Origin of the sequence: Nocardia sp. NPDC051981, from assembly GCF_040680715.1 — a bacterium.
Lineage (GTDB): Bacteria > Actinomycetota > Actinomycetes > Mycobacteriales > Mycobacteriaceae > Nocardia.
In genome coordinates this window covers 141011-157602 of sequence record NZ_JBFAXK010000004.1, presented here as the reverse complement: position 1 = coordinate 157602, position 16592 = coordinate 141011, and the positions used below count along the sequence as shown (strand labels likewise).

General features: G+C 66.8%; 16 protein-coding genes. 5 read left to right on the top strand and 11 right to left on the bottom strand.

The features are described from left to right. Positions 1-132 precede the first annotated feature (132 nt). From AB0L60_RS10070 to AB0L60_RS10050, 5 genes are all read right to left on the bottom strand, one after another. On the bottom strand, positions 133-1560 hold the full coding sequence (locus tag AB0L60_RS10070; protein WP_364610211.1) for an aldehyde dehydrogenase family protein: 1428 nt from the start codon (positions 1558-1560) through the stop codon (positions 133-135). A 55-nt stretch (positions 1561-1615) separates the two neighbouring features. Then, entirely contained in the window at positions 1616-3115 is a 1500-nt protein-coding gene (locus tag AB0L60_RS10065) for a cytosine permease (protein WP_364610870.1), read from the bottom strand. Next, a complete protein-coding gene (locus AB0L60_RS10060; RefSeq protein ID WP_364610209.1) occupies positions 3108-3575 on the bottom strand; it encodes a gluconate 2-dehydrogenase subunit 3 family protein in 468 nt (155 codons plus the stop codon). The genes AB0L60_RS10065 and AB0L60_RS10060 overlap by 8 nt, the downstream gene beginning before the upstream one ends. A 10-nt stretch (positions 3576-3585) precedes the next feature. Continuing rightward, positions 3586-5226 (bottom strand): GMC family oxidoreductase, encoded by a 1641-nt coding sequence (locus AB0L60_RS10055; protein WP_364610206.1) that lies wholly within the window; start codon positions 5224-5226, stop codon positions 3586-3588. A gap of 664 nt (positions 5227-5890) precedes the next feature. Beyond that, the gene (locus AB0L60_RS10050; RefSeq protein ID WP_364610203.1) at positions 5891-6322 is read right to left on the bottom strand and encodes a hypothetical protein; all 432 of its coding nucleotides are present in this window, start codon (positions 6320-6322) and stop codon (positions 5891-5893) included. A 145-nt stretch (positions 6323-6467) separates the two neighbouring features. Between AB0L60_RS10050 and AB0L60_RS10045 the strand changes: the two genes are divergently transcribed. Beyond that, complete coding sequence (locus AB0L60_RS10045; RefSeq protein WP_354832372.1) at positions 6468-6908, top strand: Fur family transcriptional regulator; 441 nt, start codon at positions 6468-6470, stop codon at positions 6906-6908. Positions 6909-6972: 64 nt separating this feature from the next. Next, complete coding sequence (gene katG / locus AB0L60_RS10040) at positions 6973-9180, top strand: catalase/peroxidase HPI (protein WP_364610199.1); 2208 nt, start codon at positions 6973-6975, stop codon at positions 9178-9180. Between the two features lie 73 nt (positions 9181-9253). Here katG and AB0L60_RS10035 read toward each other — a convergent pair whose 3' ends face one another. Beyond that, a complete protein-coding gene (locus AB0L60_RS10035; protein ID WP_364610196.1) occupies positions 9254-9781 on the bottom strand; it encodes a hypothetical protein in 528 nt (175 codons plus the stop codon). 583 nt (positions 9782-10364) lie between these two features. Further along, positions 10365-11291 carry a homocysteine S-methyltransferase gene (mmuM, locus tag AB0L60_RS10030; RefSeq protein WP_364610193.1) on the bottom strand — a complete coding sequence of 309 codons (927 nt, stop codon included), beginning with the start codon at positions 11289-11291 and terminating at the stop codon, positions 10365-10367. Positions 11292-11328: 37 nt separating this feature from the next. Between mmuM and AB0L60_RS10025 the strand changes: the two genes are divergently transcribed. Then, entirely contained in the window at positions 11329-12180 is an 852-nt protein-coding gene (locus AB0L60_RS10025; RefSeq protein WP_364610190.1) for an alpha/beta hydrolase, read from the top strand. 43 nt (positions 12181-12223) lie between these two features. Here AB0L60_RS10025 and AB0L60_RS10020 read toward each other — a convergent pair whose 3' ends face one another. Continuing rightward, complete coding sequence (locus AB0L60_RS10020; protein WP_364610187.1) at positions 12224-12970, bottom strand: hypothetical protein; 747 nt, start codon at positions 12968-12970, stop codon at positions 12224-12226. A 227-nt stretch (positions 12971-13197) separates the two neighbouring features. Here AB0L60_RS10020 and AB0L60_RS10015 point away from each other — a divergent pair, with 227 nt between their 5' ends. Then, positions 13198-13908, top strand: a complete 711-nt coding sequence (locus AB0L60_RS10015) for a metal-dependent hydrolase (RefSeq protein WP_364610184.1) — start codon at positions 13198-13200, stop codon at positions 13906-13908. A gap of 84 nt (positions 13909-13992) precedes the next feature. Further along, complete coding sequence (locus AB0L60_RS10010) at positions 13993-14487, top strand: phosphoribosyltransferase (protein ID WP_364610181.1); 495 nt, start codon at positions 13993-13995, stop codon at positions 14485-14487. Positions 14488-14568: 81 nt separating this feature from the next. On the opposite strand, the gene AB0L60_RS10005 is transcribed toward AB0L60_RS10010, so the two are convergent. The 3 genes from AB0L60_RS10005 to AB0L60_RS09995 form a co-directional block, all read right to left on the bottom strand. Further along, positions 14569-15069: a peptidylprolyl isomerase gene (locus AB0L60_RS10005; RefSeq protein ID WP_364610178.1), complete on the bottom strand. Its 501-nt coding sequence runs from the start codon at positions 15067-15069 to the stop codon at positions 14569-14571. 202 nt (positions 15070-15271) lie between these two features. Beyond that, entirely contained in the window at positions 15272-15658 is a 387-nt protein-coding gene (locus AB0L60_RS10000) for a VOC family protein (protein ID WP_364610175.1), read from the bottom strand. A gap of 58 nt (positions 15659-15716) precedes the next feature. Further along, positions 15717-16571, bottom strand: coding sequence for a fructosamine kinase family protein (locus tag AB0L60_RS09995; protein ID WP_364610172.1), 855 nt, complete (start codon positions 16569-16571; stop codon positions 15717-15719). Between the last annotated feature and the right edge of the window lie 21 nt (positions 16572-16592).

Below are 16592 nucleotides of genomic sequence, written 5' to 3'. Positions count from 1 at the left end.
ACATGACGTGTTTGGTCCGGGAGAAGTCGTCGAGCGCGTAGAGCGAGAGGTCGCGCCCGTAGCCCGATCCCTTGAACCCGCCCCATGGCACCTCGCAGCGGCAGGAGCAGGAACACCCTGAGTTCACCTGATCTATGTTCTGAACATGACGTGTTTGGTCCGGGAGAAGTCGTCGAGCGCGTAGAGCGAGAGGTCGCGCCCGTAGCCCGATCCCTTGAACCCGCCCCATGGCACCTCGCACGCGAACACGAGGTGCGAGTTGACCCAGACAGTGCCGAAGTCGAGCCGCTTGGGCACGCTGAGAGACAGGCCCACGTCCCGGGTCCATACCGATGCCGAGAGTCCATACGGGGTCTCGTTGGCCCGCGCAACCGCCTCGTCGGTGGTGCTGAACGTCTCGATCGTGACGACGGGGCCGAAGATTTCCTGCTGGGTGATCGGCGCCCCGGCCGGCACCCCGCTGAACACGGTCGGTTCGATGAAGTAGCCAGGGCCGTCCAAGACCGCGCCGCCGATGGCCGCGTGCAGGCCGGCCGCCGTCGCCTCGGCCAACGACTTCCGTACGCGCTCGAAGTGTGGGCGGGAAACCATAGGGCCGATGTCGATGTCGTCCCCGGCAGCCGGCGCGCCGACTACCAGGCTTCCGACTTCCCGAACCAGGAGTTGAGTGAACTCTTCCGCCACCGATTCGTGCACCAGCACCCGGCAGGCTGCCCCGCAGTCCTGGCCCGCATTGCAGAACCCGGCGTTGCGCACCCCGGCCGCGGCCGCACCGAGGTCGGCGTCAGCGAAGACGACGACGGGTGCTTTGCCGCCGAGTTCGAGATGGACGCGTTTGACCGACCGTGAGGCGGTTCCTGCGACTGCCCGGCCACTGAGAACGCTTCCCGTCACCGCGACCAGTGCGATGTCGGGGTGTTCGGCCAGGCGCTGTCCCACTGTCGGGCCAAGACCGGTCACGATATTGACGGTTCCGTCGGGGATGTGTCCGGCGATGAGCTCGGCCAGTTTCAGTATCGACAGCGGCGTCTGTTCGGAGGGCTTGAGCACCACGCTGTTTCCGGCGGCAAGAATGGGGGCGATCTTCCAGGCTGCCATCAGCAGCGGATAGTTCCAGGGCGTGATCACCCCGACCACTCCCACCGGTTCGCGGAGAATCACCGAGGTGTATCCCCGTGCGTAGTCTCCACCGGCGAGGGAAGTCATCGTCCGTCCCGCCCCCGCCATGAACCGGAACGTGTCGATGGTGTTGGAGACATCGTCCTCGGCGATGCTGCGGGGCTTGCCGGTATTCGCGGACTCGAGCACTGCGAGTACCTCGCGGTTGGCTTCCACGATGTCCGCGATCCGGGAGAGCACCTCGGATCGTTCCTTCGGTGTGGTGCAGCCCCACGATCTCTGAGCCTCGACGGCCGCCTCCACAGCCGAATCGACATCTTCGACGGTTCCTGCCGGGACGGATCCGAGAATCTCCTCCGTGGTCGGATCGAGGACGTCGATGACTTCGGTGGACGAGCCCTCGACGAACGATCCGCCGATGAAGTGGCCTGCGGGCGGCACGTCAGCGACCGGGATCTGATCCGGAGAGGGACGCCGAACGGTGAATCGCCCAATTTCAGTTGATGCCATGATTATTCGCCTGTACTTTCTGCGCCCGATCCGGCGCCGGTAGGTAGGTTCTTCGTCTCGGTCGCCTCGCCGAGGCGTCACGTGCAGCGGAACGATTCCTGCGGCGGGCAAGAGCTGTGACGGTGAAGTAGTAGAGCGGTGAAACGACAGCCAATCCGACGATGAGCGAGATGTCCGTGTTGCCGAGCATTGTGGCGATCGGCCCGATGAAGGCTGTTCCAATGATCATGAACGGGAGTTGTACAGCGACGCCGACGAGGTAACAGCTGACCGCGGGCCAGTTGACCCGGCCGTAGCGACCGCCGTCGCGCTTGTAGAAATCTCCGACGACGTAGTCCCCGTGCCGGACCAGGTAGTAGTCCACCAGATTCACCGCGGTCCACGGGACCAGCGCACCCAGCAGCAGAACCAGGAAGTTCTTGTAGGTGGCGACGAAGTCGCTGCCCGCGGTGAGCGCGATACTCGTGGCCAGCGCGCACAGTCCGGTGGCGACCAGCGCACGTTCGCGGCCGCGTGGATTGAAGCGCGGAACGATCGTCTGCGCCATCGTGATCGTGCACAGCGTGCCGCAGTACAGGTTCATCGCGTTCGTCGCGGCGACTCCGATGCTGAAGACCACGACCACCACCACACTGATCCCGGCGGTGGCCCGGGTCAGGGCGACAACCGGGTCGGTGTGGGGGAGCAGCAATCCGATGCCTGCCCCGAGGAACATCGGCAGGACCGAGCCGATGCTGGTGCCCCAGTAGCTCATCCAGAATGCCGGCCTCGCGCCCGTCTCCGTCGGCAGGTAGCGCGAATAGTCGGAAACGTATGGGGCATAGGCGATCTGCCACACCGCACACGCCCCGAAGGTGCTCAGGAAGCCGGCCGGCGTCGCGACGCCCGTGCTGAAGAAGTGAGCGGGCACCGAGTGGACGATGAAAGCCCAGACGAACGCCATCAGCAGCACCAGCCCCGACGCCCACGTCATGATGCGCGCGTAGGCGTGGATCAGGGTGTAACCCCAGATGGCCGCGCAGACGCTGATCGCCGCCAGCATCACGATGCCGGCCTCATCGCTCAGGAAGGGTATCGCCGACGCGAGGGACTGCCCGCCGAAGACGAGAATCGAGACGAAGAACCCCAGATACATGCAGACGACGACTCCGACGATGAGAATCGATCCCAGCGAACCGAATTGGCCCTTGGTCTGCACCATCTGTGGAACACCCAGCCGCGGCCCCTGAGCTGAGTGCAGCGCCATGAAGATCGCACCGAAGAGGTTTCCCGCGATGATCGCCAGCGCGGCCGACCAGGCGGGCTGCCCGAAGCGGGTCGTCGACAACGCCCCGGTGACGATCGCCAGGATCATGATGTTGGTTCCGAACCAGATCGTGAACATGTCCCGGTTGCGCCCATGGCGCTGGTCGGCCGGGATCGGTTGGATGGTGGCCGATTCGATGGTGGAGACAGATTCTTCACGCCCGCCGTGTTTTTCATTCACTGGTGTTGCCTTTCGCAGGACCCCGCGCCAGGTGTGGCGATCGTGGTTCCGGCCGCGCCGGGCTCGACCAGCGGATGACGAAGCCACGCTCGACAACGTCGGCGAGAAGATCGACGTAGGAATCCATGTCGTCGCGGGCCGGACGCGGTGCCGCGGCATAGGGCATGGCGGCCTGCACGACGGGACTGAGGAAGTACGCGCCTGCCGTCAGCACCGTCAGCGCCTCGAACTGGTCGGGCCGGTGCGCGGCGAGCTCATCGAGAGCGGCTTCGGGGGCCTTGCCGTCGCACGAGGCGACGGCGGCCGCGAATGCCTCTGCGAGATCAGGCCGGTAGCCGAGAACCTGGTCGAGCAACGCGTCGGGTACTCCCGCGGCGCTCGCCGAGGGCATGGAGCCGGACGCGGGAATCAGGGTGTCGGCGAGAAGCGCGAAGGTGCGGCGCTGGCCGGAATCGAGCATCATGCTGTCCTCAGAACGCGGTCTGGATGCTGTGGCGGGTTTCGGCGAGATGCCGCATCGAGCGCAGCGCAATCGCCATGATGGTCGCGGTCGGGTTCACGCCCGTGGAGGTGACGAAGACGCTGCCGTCGATGATGAACAAGTTGGGTACGTCGTGTGCCCGACCCCACTGATCGACGACGGAGGTGGCGGGGTCGCTGCCCATGGTGGCCGTGCCGAGCAGATGCCAGGCACTGTGGCGTACCACCGGGATCGGATGGACTTCGACAGCCCCGGCGGCCTGATGCGCCTCGATCGCCCGCTCCACATTGAATTCGAGCATTCGCTCACAGTTCTCACCGATGGTGTAGCGGATTTTCGCGGCCGGGATCCCGTCGGAGTCCGTGACGTCCGGGGACAGGACGACCGCGTTGTGCTCGTCGGGCAGGTCTTCGGTGGTGATCCCCCATTCGGTGTAGCGCCCGAACGTGCGCTCGAGGCGGCGGTGGAAGGCGGGTCCGAAACTCCCACGCCAGTCCTGGCCCCGCTCCCACAGGGCGTGGGCGAGCGGGCCACCGGTCGGCATCAGGTTCCACTTCGCTCCCCGCACGAAACCGCGGTCGGTGTCGGTCTCGTAGAACTGCATCGACTGCAGCGCCTGTCCTGCCGGGCCGAGCCAGGTTTCGAGCTCTTCGTCGTAGGCGCCGAAAACCGAGGCGTACGGGTGCGTCATCAGACGCTTGCCCACCAGCCCCGAGGAGTTCGCGAGGCCGTCGGGGAAGAGCGACGAGGTCGAATTCAGCAGCAGGCGCGGTGTGCCTACACCGTTCGCGGCCATCACGGTCACCCGGGCCGCCAGGTGTTGCAGGTTCCCGTCGCGGTCGATGTACTCGGCGCCGGTGACAAGGCCGCGGTCGTTCACGGTGAGCCGGCTGACGCGGGCACCGGTGATCAGCACCGCACCCAGCGCGATCGCGTCACGCCAGTGTGTGAGGTCGGTGCTGGCCTTGGCTCCGGTCGGACATCCGGATTCACACGCGCCGTAGCGCAGACAGGCCGGGCGGTTCTTGAAGGCGCGCGACGCGATGGCATTCGGTGCCGGCCACCAGTGCCAGCCCAGCCTGTCCATCCCTCTGGCCGCGACCAGCCCGTACTTGCCGATCGGCAGCGGCGGCAGCGGAAAGGTGTGCGGATCCGGATAGGCGGGATCGCCTTCCAGCCCGGACACGCCGATTTGGTGGGTGACCTCGTCGTAGAACGGTCGCAGATCCTCATAGGTGAACGGCCAGTCCTCGGCCACGCCGTCGAGTGTCCTGACGCGGAAGTCCGACGGCATGGCCCGAACCCAGTGCCCGGAGAACAGGATCGTGCTGCCGCCGACCCCGTTGAACATCAGCGGTTCGACCGGGCTCTCGGTGGCATCGACCGGATAGTCGGCCCGGTTCTGACGCACATTCGGGCTGGAGTTCCACTGCTTCAGACGGGTGAGCTCCCACGACGGTTTGTCGCCGGTGAAGTCGCCGGGCAGGTTCCAGTCTCCCTGCTCCAGACACACGACCCCGAGGCCTCTGCCGGCCAACTCGAGTGCTGCCACCCCGCCGGATGCTCCGGCGCCCACGATGAGGACGTCGGCTCCTTCGGCGGTGTCGTAGTCGATGTGCTGTGTGTTCATCGGCTGTGCTCCTGGTCAGCCCAAGAGCAATGATGCGTGGGTCGCACCTCGCCCGCCAGCATCGATCCGCAACAAACCGGCGAACCTGTGTTGTGTAACCGCACAAGGGGATGCAATGTACACGTTATGGGATTTCCTGGCCCCGGCGACCGGGACCAACATCCGTTCACCCAAACCCGATCAGCAGTTCGTCACTGTGACGTAATGAGATGCGGGAAGCCGCAGCACAACCCAGGGGAGAAGCGCCAAACCGGACAATCCGAAGAAGACCTTCGAGCCGCCACATACGTCACAGTGACGCAACCAATCACCGAATAACTATGCAGAAGCCAGTGAATAATGCGCCACACACGCAGGTTTCCCGGATTTATCCACCGAATCGGAGCACACGCACTTGCGCCGGACTACACGCAACTTTGCCCGGATCGAACACCGACAGTGGCTGACACGCGGGTTTCAAGATCAACTCCCATGCCGTAACCACGCCGATAATCGACATTATGTCAAGTAGTGCCGATCCGATGCCTCCCCTGCCGTCGTCAGCACGGCCGCGGGCACCACTGGTCCATGAGGTTTCGAGCGCGCTCCACGAGCTTCGAATGCGCCGGTGCCGCTGATGAATTCACCGATGTACCGGGAGGCCGCCCGGGGCGCGGCGAGATGGTCAGTCCCAGACGAGGGTGAGGACGCTGTGACCGTCGGGTATGGCCGGGACGCCGCAGTAGGAGGTGTCCTCGTCGTAGGACCAGCCCTCCCATACCGGTTCCGCACACAACTCCCCCACATCGAGTCGCTTGTCGATATCGCTGGGCAGCAATGACGTACAGATCGCCACCGATTCCGCCGCGATGCCGTCGTGATCGTCGTCGAACATCTCCTCGTGCAGTTGCACCCGGATCCAGGCGACGGCGGGGTCGGCGTCGAGAGCGGTGAGGCGCGCCGCGATCTCGGCAAGGCCGGGGCGGCCTTCGCCGTACTGGTTGGGGGCGATGGAGTCTTCGAGGGTGTTGCCCTCGAAGAACTCCGCGATGGTCACCAGCGGGTACCGGTTGTCGTGGGCGGCGGAGCGGGTGCGGATCTCGTCGCGGGTGATCATCGCTCGATGGTAGGGGCTGCACCCGCCCGTGGCTCCGGGGCCGGGTCGCCGGCGGTGGTATCGCCGGTCGGCGCCGGGATCATTTTTGCCGCCGATCCGGCCCAAAGACTTGATTGATTCCAGAAAAAGGGGCAGACTTCGGGTTGTGCCCACGCCTACGGATTTCGAGCGCATGTTGCGCGGGGCCGCTTTGCGTGTGACCGCACCGCGGCTGGCGGTGCTGACCGCGGTGCACACTCACCCGCACTCGGACACGGACTCGATCCTGGGGTTCGTGCGCGAGACGCTGGGCGGGGTGTCGCATCAGGCGGTGTACGACGTATTGAAGGCCCTGACCAGTGCGGGGCTGATTCGCCGCATTCAGCCGATGGGGTCCGTGGCGCTGTACGAGACGCGCGTCGGGGACAACCATCACCATGTGGTGTGCCGGTCGTGCGGCGTGATCGCCGATGTCGACTGCGCTGTGGGCGACGCGCCGTGCCTGACCGCGTCCGACGACAACGGTTTCGCGCTCGACGAGGCCGAGGTCATCTACTGGGGCCTGTGCCCCGAATGCTCGAAAACTACTGCGACACAAGACAAGTAGCGGCCACAATCGTGGCCGACAGCAAGATGATCACGCAGATGATCACTCACTGAAAGGACACACCGTGCCTGAAGAACACCCGCCCATCGGTGAAGCCAATACCGAACCCGCCGGTGGCTGCCCCGTCGTACACGGCCGGCTCGCGGACCCGGCCGAGGGCGGTAACGCCAACCGTCAGTGGTGGCCCAACCAGCTGAACCTGAGCATCCTGCAGAAGAACCCGGCCGTCGCCAACCCGATGGACGAGGGTTACGACTACGCTGCCGAGTTCAAGACCCTGGATCTGGCCGCGGTCAAGCAGGACATCGTCGAGGTCATGCACACCTCGCAGGACTGGTGGCCGGCCGATTTCGGCCACTACGGCCCGTTCTTCATCCGCATGTCCTGGCACGCCGCGGGCACCTACCGCATCAACGACGGCCGCGGTGGAGCCGGTGCCGGTATGCAGCGTTTCGCTCCGCTGAACTCGTGGCCCGACAACGCCTCTCTCGACAAGGCGCGGCGTCTGCTGTGGCCGGTGAAGAAGAAGTACGGCAAGAAGCTGTCGTGGGCCGATCTCATCGTCTACGCCGGCAATGTCGCCCTCGAGGACATGGGCTTGAAGACGTTCGGCTTCGGCGGCGGCCGCGTCGACCAGTGGGAGCCCGAGCAGGACGTGTACTGGGGTCCGGAGACCGAGTGGCTCGGCGACGCCCGCTACACCGGCGAGCGTGACCTCGAGAACCCGCTGGCCGCGGTCCAGATGGGTCTGATCTACGTCAACCCGGAAGGCCCCAACGGCAACCCGGATCCGCTGGCCGCGGCCGTGGACATCCGCGAGACCTTCCGCCGGATGGCCATGAACGACGTCGAGACCGCGGCGCTCATCGTGGGTGGCCACACCTTCGGTAAGACCCACGGTGCGGGCCCGGCCGACAATGTCGGCCCCGAGCCCGAGGCCGCCCCGCTCGAGGAGCAGGGCCTGGGCTGGAAGTCCACCTTCGGTACCGGTGTCGGCAAGGATGCCATCACCTCCGGCATCGAGGTCACCTGGACCCCCACCCCGACCCAGTGGGACAACTCCTTCCTGGAGACCCTCTACGGCTACGAGTGGGAGCTGTCCAAGTCGCCCGCCGGTGCGCACCAGTATGTCGCCAAGAACGCCGAGGCGATCATTCCCGACGCGTTCGACGGGTCCAAGAAGCACCTGCCGACCATGCTGACCACCGACCTGTCGCTGCGGTTCGACCCGGTCTACGAGCAGATCACCCGCCGCTGGCTCGACCACCCCGAAGAGCTGGCCGAGGAGTTCGCCAAGGCCTGGTACAAGCTGATCCACCGCGACATGGGTCCCAAGGTCCGCTACCTGGGCCCCGAGGTGCCGGCCGAGACCCTGCTGTGGCAGGACCCGATCCCGGCCGTCGAGCATGAGCTCATCGACGCCGCCGATGTCGCGGCGCTGAAGGCCAAGATCGCGGAGTCGGGTCTGACCGTGGCGCAACTGGTGTCGACCGCGTGGGCGGCGGCCTCGTCGTTCCGCGGCTCGGACATGCGCGGCGGCGTCAACGGCGGCCGCATCCGCCTGCAGCCGCAGGCCGGGTGGGAGGTCAACCAGCCCGACGAGCTGGCGCAGGTCATCCGGGTGCTCGAGGGCATCCAGGAGTCCTTCGGCAAGCCGGTCTCCTTCGCCGACCTGGTGGTGCTGGCCGGTAACGTCGGCGTCGAGCAGGGCGCCAAGGCCGCCGGCTTCGATGTCGAGGTGCCGTTCCGTGCGGGCCGCGGCGACGCCACCCAGGAGCTGACCGACGTGGAGTCCTTCTCCGCGCTCGAGCCGGCCGCCGACGGTTTCCGCAACTATGTCGGCAAGGGCACCCGTATCCCGGCGGAGTACCTGCTGCTGGACAAGGCCAACCTGCTGACCCTGTCGGCCCCGGAGATGACCGTGCTCGTCGGTGGTCTGCGTGTGCTGGGCGCGAACTACCAGGGTTCGCAGCTGGGCGTGTTCACCGACAAGCCGGGTGCGCTCACCACGGACTTCTTCGTGAACCTGCTCGACATGTCCACCAAGTGGGGCCCGTCGTCCGCCGACGACGGCACCTACGAGGGCAAGGACCGCGCCACCGGCAAGACCGTGTGGACCGGTTCGCGTGTCGACCTGGTGTTCGGCTCCAACTCGCAGCTGCGGGCCCTGGCCGAGGTGTACGCCGAGGACGACTCCAAGCAGAAGTTCGTCAACGACTTCGTGGCCGCGTGGACCAAGGTCATGGAGCTCGACCGCTTCGACCTGGCGTGATGACATCCGTCTGAACCAGTAGCACGATGCCCCCGAACCGACCCGGTTCGGGGGCATCGTGCGTGCCGGGATGCTAGCCGGTGGACGGCTCGGTGCGGACGCGGCCGAGGAAGCGGCGGGCGATGTCGGTGCCGTCGTGGTTGTAGGCGTTCATCAGCTCGGTCAGTTCCTCGACCAGCGCCCGCAGCGCTGGAGTGTCGAAGCCGTCGGGGTCGGTGTCCCACCCGGGCGGGATGTTGCCGACTGTGATGAGAATGCCTGCGTCGTAAGGGGTTTCGACGTCGTACGTGAGCTGGCCGGGGGCGTCGCGCAGGGCGCTGCGGGTAGCGAGGTCGCCATCGCCGTCGGAAAAGGTGAGGATGCGGGCCAGGGCGATGTCCTCGCCGATCATGTCGGCGATACGGGACAGGCTCGCGTGCCGGCCGGGACGATCGTGGCGCGCACCGTAGGTGCGGTCTCCGGTCCGGTGCGCTCCCCCACCGGTCTTGCTCAGCAACCGGTCCAGCATGCGCTGCGCGGCCGCCCGCTCCGCCTGCCCGGTGCGCGGATGCTCGATGAGACTGCGCAGCCGCTGAATTCGGCCCATCGCCGCCGTCGTCATGCTCTCCCCTTCCGACGCTGCTGTCGACCCCCCGATCATGCCAGCGGCAGCAACCGCAAAGCGAGGCGCGGGCACAGCCGCACCGCATCCCGTGCGGCGGGCAGGTGATTCGGTTCCGTTCTCCCGAGTTACGGGCTCGTCGTCACCGGAGGCGGCCTGCGGCCACCCGCACAAGGTGATGTGCCCGCGGTGGCGATGTCACCGCCCAGGCTCACCAGCACGCCACAGTCGAGCCGATCGGCGACCACCTGCGCGCAATGGTCGGCGGCAAGTGCTTTCGCCGTCGCACCACGCGCGCGGTGGTGTGCTCCACACCGGCCATGCGGTCGAGGCCGTGCGGTCGGAGGCTGCGATCACGAGCCGCTCGATCGGGCGTGGACGCGACTGGTACCCGAGCGCAGCGCCGGGGTGGGGTCGGTGGTGGTGACGTTATGCGAACCGGCACTGTGAGGGCGCTGTGAAGCAGGGTCCTGGATGCTGCGAATACGCCGGGAGCCGACGCTCCCCGGTCTTGGCGCCTTTGTGTTTGTTGGCCGCATTCGAACAACGTTCGTACATGCACATGTCTGCATGTGAACATTTATCATTGGGCAGACCTGGGCGTCTGCCGCCTACCTGCGGCGACGACCGCGGCGAGCCGCTCGATATCGGCGGGCAGCACCCGGCAGCAGCCACCGACGATGGCCGCACCCAGCCCCGCCCACTCCTCCGCCAGCCCGGCCGGGAATCGCGCCTCCCCCGTCCAGCACCGTTGCCCGGCGTCCCACTTCTCCCCGCTGTTCGGGTAGACGATGACCGGTTTCCCCGTTACGTCCCGAGCCTGGGCGATCGCCGCCGCGACATCGTCCGGCGCACAGCAGTTCACCCCTACGGCGACGATCTCCGGAACCGCGCCGGCGATCGCGAACGCGTCCCGCAGCGGCTGCCCGGCCCGGGTCCGGTCGCCGTCGATGGTGTAGCTGAGCCAGGCGGGCACGCCACTCCCGTCGAGCAGTCCGGCCAGCGCCTCCGCCTCGTCGATATCCGGAATCGTCTCCAGCGCAAGCACATCCGCCCCGGCATCGGCGAGCACTTCCAGCCGCGGCAGGTGCCAGCGCTTCAACTCGGCCAGGGAAAGCCCGTAGCGGCCGCGGTATTCGGAACCGTCGGCCAGGGCCGCACCGTAGGGGCCGATCGAGGCGGCGATCCAGCGCTCACGGCCGTCGTCGATCTCGTCTCGTGCCGTGCGCGCGAGCGCGACACTGCGCCGCAGCAATCGGGCGGTCTGCTCGCGATCGATTCCACGCGCCGCGAATCCCTCGAACGAGGCCTGGTAGCTCGCGGTGGTCGCGATGACCGCGCCCGCCCGGAAGAACGCGGTGTGCACGGCTCGGATCTCGTCGGGCGCGTCGACGAGCAGTCGCGCCGACCACAGCGCGTCGGACAGATCGTGTCCGCGCGCTTCGAGTGCGGTCGCCACTCCTCCGTCGGTGACGGTCACCTCGCCCACCGGGATTCCGAACTCGGCCATCGGCCTCCAAACTGCAACCTGTTCTACTGTGGGTGGCGTGGATGTCACCTACGAGAACACCCGACGCGAAATCGCCACCGACAAAGGCGTCCTGCGCTACCACGAGGCCGGCGACGGTCCTCCCCTGATTCTGCTGCACGGCTCCGGAATCGGCGTCAACGGCTGGCGCAACTTCCGCGGCAACCTTGGCTTCTACGCCGACCATTTCCACTGCTACGTCCTGGAATTCCCGGGCTTCGGCGTCAGCGACCCGGTCCCCGGGCACCCGGTCCTCACCGCCGTCGACTCCGTCGTCCGGTTCATGGATGCGTTGAACATCGACTCCGCCGCCATGATCGGCAACTCCATGGGCGGCGTCGTCGCGGTGAATGTCGCCATGCACCACCCGCAGCGGGTCGAGAAGATCGTCGCCATCGGTGGTGTCGGCCACAGCCTGCTCACCGCCAACCCCAGCGAAGGCACCCGTCTGCTGTCGGAATTCGCCGACCAACCCAGTCGCGAGGGCCTCGAGCGCTGGCTGCGCTGCATGATCTACGACCCCAAGATGATCACCGACAGCCTCATCGAGGAACGCTGGACCGCGGCCACCGAACCCGCCGCGCAGGCCAGCCTCAAGGCCATGTACGGGTCCGAAGCACTCGCGCTGCAACAGCAATTCCTGGAGAACTCCCCCACCCCGCCGTACTGGTCCATGCTGCACAAGATCAAGAGTCCGGTGCTCATGACCTGGGGCGCCGACGACCGCCAATGCCCCACCGATATGGCGCTCATCCCGCTGCGGCAGATCCCCAACGCCGAACTCCACGTGTTCCCCAAGTGCGGGCACTGGGTCATGTACGAGGCCAAGGAGGCCTTCGAACGCGTCACCCTCGAATTCCTGCACCGCTGAACAGGATTCCCGGGTGGGCTCACCGGCCCACCCGGGCAGCGCGTCAGCGGTCGCCGAACACCGCCAGCTGGCAGGCGTTCAACAGCGTCACCAGCTCCTCGCCCTCCTTGTCGTCGAGGACCGCGAACGCGGGCGCGATCAGATCCTCGGTGATCGACTCCGCCTGCATCCAGCGGCCCTTCAGCTCCGCGGTGATCTCGTCGAACGGCTCCGGCCAGCCGAAATTGCGGGCCTGATCCGGACCCGGCTTCAGCGGAGAGCCCGCGATCAGCACCGCCTGCAAGGGAGTCAGCCCGCTACCCAGGACGCCGATCAGGTGCAGGCCGCCACGCAATTCCCGGAGCACATGGATCAGCTGCAGCACCAGGCCCGGCGCGTCCTCGGCCTGCGGCAGGGCACGCCAGCCCGCGAACAGCGGCGCGCCCACCGGATTCGCGGCCGCCACCACCCGCTGGAGCAGCTCGGCCAGGCGCCCGGAGTCCTCGAAGGAGGCCAGCTTCCGGCGTCCGAAGTCCTGGCACGCCGTCAGATATCCCTGGGCTGCTGCTGCGGCCGGGATCGAGGCCGTGGCCTCCCACGCCTGCCGGATCGCCTCGGGACGGAAGAAACCGAAGGCCGCGGTCACCACATCGGCATCCACATCACCCAGGACGCCGGCGCGGCCGCGGGTGTAGCCGGGCATGAAGCCGGGGACACCGGTGCTGTCGGCGAAGGCTCGGGCTTCCCGGGAGAACATGAATCCCCCACCGATCGTCTGGATCTGATCCTTCACCGCGGACGCTACCGACATGTCCGTTCCTCTCTGAGCGGAAAGCGCAATCGATCCGAGACTATTTCAGACCGCCGTCCGGCCGCACGCGGGCCACCCGAATGTGACCGGGAGAGCACTCCCAACACCAAACCGACTGTCCTGAAACATATTTGCCTTGCGGTACCGGAATCTGCTGCCCAGCAAGGCCCCTCACCGCACCACGCGGCCGGAAAGACCTGTCGGTTACATCGGCTAACCTTCAAGCGGTGCTAGGACATTCACATGCGACCAGCGGCGCGCTCGCCTGGTCGGCGGCGGCCGCGGCGCTACCGTTCACCGTCTTGACCTATCCCGCAGTGCAATCCGGGGCCATCGGCTCCGTCGATCTGGTGATGGGCACCTTCCTCACCGCGGGCGCCGCGCTGCTGCCCGACGCCGATCACCCCTCCGGCACCATTTCCCATGTGCTGGGGCCGATCTCGCACTACGCGTGCAAGTTCATCTCGTGGATCTCCGGCGGGCACCGCCACGGCACCCATTCCTTCGCCTTCGTCGCCGCCGTCACCTACGGCGCCTGGGCCGGCGAACACCTGCTCGGCCGCTACTTCACGCTCTCGCTGGTGTTCTTCCTGCTCGCCCTCGCCATCAAGGCGCTCGGTCTCGCACCCACCGGCGACGGACTCAAATCCTGGGGCACCGTCATCGTCCTCGCCGTCTGCGGTACCTTCGCCATCGACCACTGGATCAGCGACAAACCCGCCTGGCTGCCCTTCTCCGTCGGGCTCGGCGCCCTCGCTCACCTCGTCGGAGACTGCCTCACCGACCGCGGCTGCCGGCTGCTGTGGCCGCTGAAGATCCGCACGCGTATCCCGATCATCGACCGCACCGGCAACAAGATCGAGACCATGGTGCTGGTGCCTCTCTTCGCCCTCGGCACCCTCGCCCTGCTCTGGTACACCCTCACCCACCATCCGTGAGCCGAACGGGCCGGACCGGGCAACGACCGGCAACCCGGCTCGTATGATCCGAAGACCACCGCAGCGGGCAGAACGGAGTCGGGCATGAGCGATCGCGAGGAACTGAGCTGGGAACTGTTCGGGGACGCCAGCCGCGAACTATCCCAGGCCATCGCCGACGACGGCTTCGAACCCGACCTCATCCTGTCGATCGCCCGCGGCGGGCTCTTCGTCGCCGGCGCCCTCGGCTACGCCCTCGACGTCAAGAACCTCCACGTCATGAACGTGGAGTTCTACACCGGCGTCGACCAGCGCCTCGACATGCCGGTCATGCTGCCGCCCGTCCCCAGCGCCGTCGACCTCACCGGCGCGACCGTCCTGGTCGCCGACGACGTCGCCGACACCGGCAAGACCCTGAAACTCGTGCGCGACTTCTGCTCCCACCACGTCGCCGAGGTGCGCTGCGCGGTCATCTACCAGAAGCCGCATTCCGAGGTCGACTGCGAATACGTGTGGAAACGCACCGACAAGTGGATCAACTTCCCCTGGTCCGTACTCCCGCCCGTCGTCAAACGCGAGGCCCGCGTCCTCGACGCCTGACCCGAAACCCGCTACGCGCCAACGACAACGGCCCGGAACCATACGGTTCCGGGCCGTTTGTTCAGATCCCGCAGGGACTGATCAGACCAGTTCGGCGGACAGGATGGTGATCGGCTCGACCGGCACATCCTGGTGCCCGGCCTTGTTGCCGGTGCGCACACCCTCGATGGCGTCCACGACGGCGGTGCCGTCGACGACCTTGCCGAACACGGCGTAGCCGAAGCCGTCCTGGCCCGGGTAGTTCAGGAAGGCGTTGTTGCTGGTGTTGATGAAGAACTGCGCGCTGGCCGAGTGCGGGGCCGAGGTGCGCGCCATGGCGACGGTGTACTTGTCGTTCTTGAGGCCGTTGGCGGCCTCGTTCTCGACAGTCTGCTTGGCAGTCTTCTGCTGCATGTCGGCGGTCAGACCGCCACCCTGGATCATGAAGTTCGGGATCACCCGGTGGAAGACGGTGTCCGCGTAGTGGCCCGCCTTGACGTAGTCGACGAAGTTGGCGACGGTCTTGGGTGCCTTGGCCTCGTCCAGTTCCAGGGTGATGTCCCCGGCGGAGGTCTTCAGGAGCACTTTGGTCATGTGGACCATCGTATGGGAGCCCCCAACCCAGCGACCGAGCGGCATCGAATAGCCGCTCCCCTCTTCGAGGTTGGTTGGTGATGGGTGTGGTCATGCAGGTGTGTGCGGTGGTGAGTGCTGGAGTTCGTTTGAAACGAAGCAAAATGCGTAGATGCGCATATGTCCATTTCCTAATGTTCAATCGAGAATGCCTCCGGCAGAGGCGCTGATCTCAGGCTTCGTACAGCTCCAGCGGCAGGCCATCCGGATCAGCGAAGAACACGAACCGTTTCCCCGTGTACTCATCCACCCGCACCTCCTCCACCGCCACTCCCCTACCCCTCAACTCAGCCACCGCCTCCCCCACATCCGCTACCCGGAACGCCAGATGCCGCAACCCAGCAGCTTCGGGCCTGGACGGCCGCGCGGGCGGCTCCGGGAACGAGAACAATTCCACCTGTCCGCCGTCGGGTAACGCGAGATCCAGCTTGTACGAACATCTTTCGGCCCGATAGTTCTCCGCAATCACCCGCAACCCGAGGACCTCGGTGTAAAAGGCCTTCGACCTCTCATAGTCCGACGCAATGATCGCGACATGATGAATCCGCTGCAGCTCCACGCCCCCGACGCTAGCCCACGACTACCCCCACCCAAGCAGAGTTGCAGCAGCGATCGCGCTACTGACCCGCCAGGGCTGAGGCTGCGGCGGCGAGCAGCATGCCTCGGTAGGAGCCGCCGAAGAGGATGACATGGACGAGGAGGGGGTGGAGTTGATGGAGGGGGATGCGTTGGCGCCAGCCGGAACTCAGGGGGGTGGTTTCCTGGTAGGCCGCGAGGATGCGGTCGAGGTGGGGGGCGCCGAAGAGGGTGAGCATGGCGAGGTCGGTTTCGCGATGGCCGCCGTGGGCGGCGGGGTCGATGAGGAGGGCGTGGCCGGTGGACCAGAGGATGTTGCCGGACCAGAGGTCGCCGTGGATGCGCGCGGGGGGTTCGGGAGGGCCGGCGAGGTGGTCGATGCGGTCGATGACGCGGTCGAGGAGGCGGGTGCCGTCGCGGCCGAGTTCGCGGGCGGCTGCGGAAGCGTAAGGGGCCAGGCGGTATTCGGCGTACCAGGGGCCCCAGTCGCCGGTGGTGGGGGTGTTGTCCAGAGGGAGGGTGGCGATGTAGCCGTCCCAGGGGGCGCCGTAAGTGGGTGGAGTGGCGGTGTGGAGGGTGGCGAGGTCGCGGCCGAGCTGTTCGGCGGCGGTGGGGGTGGCGGGTTCGCGTGGCTGCCAGGGCAGGACGAGCATGCGGGGGTCGGCGGCGACGACGGGTGGGACGAGGGTGGGGTGGCCGGCGGCCAGCCAGCGGAGGCCGGCGGCTTCGGCGGTGAGGACGGCGGAGGCGGTGCCGTTCTGGACGGCTTTGACGAAGAGGGTGCGGCCGTCGGCGGTGTGGGCGCGGTGGAGGGTCCAGGCGTGGCTGTGGCCGAGGTGGTCGACGCGGGTGATGGGTGTGCCGGTGAGGTGGGTGAGGTGCGCGGGCACGTCCATGGAATCTCATTGTGGGGTATG

Bases quoted from the DNA above. Each gene is read 5' to 3' on its own strand.
- AB0L60_RS10020 (WP_364610187.1), bottom strand. From the start codon at position 12,970: ATGTCGGTAGCGTCCGCGGTGAAGGATCAGATCCAGACGATCGGTGGG.
- AB0L60_RS10055 (WP_364610206.1), bottom strand. From the start codon at position 5,226: ATGAACACACAGCACATCGACTACGACACCGCCGAAGGAGCCGACGTC.
- AB0L60_RS10010 (WP_364610181.1), top strand. From the start codon at position 13,993: ATGAGCGATCGCGAGGAACTGAGCTGGGAACTGTTCGGGGACGCCAGC.
- AB0L60_RS10060 (WP_364610209.1), bottom strand. From the start codon at position 3,575: ATGCTCGATTCCGGCCAGCGCCGCACCTTCGCGCTTCTCGCCGACACC.
- AB0L60_RS09995 (WP_364610172.1), bottom strand. From the start codon at position 16,571: ATGGACGTGCCCGCGCACCTCACCCACCTCACCGGCACACCCATCACC.
- AB0L60_RS10035 (WP_364610196.1), bottom strand. From the start codon at position 9,781: ATGACGACGGCGGCGATGGGCCGAATTCAGCGGCTGCGCAGTCTCATC.
- AB0L60_RS10050 (WP_364610203.1), bottom strand. From the start codon at position 6,322: ATGATCACCCGCGACGAGATCCGCACCCGCTCCGCCGCCCACGACAAC.
- AB0L60_RS10005 (WP_364610178.1), bottom strand. From the start codon at position 15,069: ATGGTCCACATGACCAAAGTGCTCCTGAAGACCTCCGCCGGGGACATC.
- mmuM (WP_364610193.1), bottom strand. From the start codon at position 11,291: ATGGCCGAGTTCGGAATCCCGGTGGGCGAGGTGACCGTCACCGACGGA.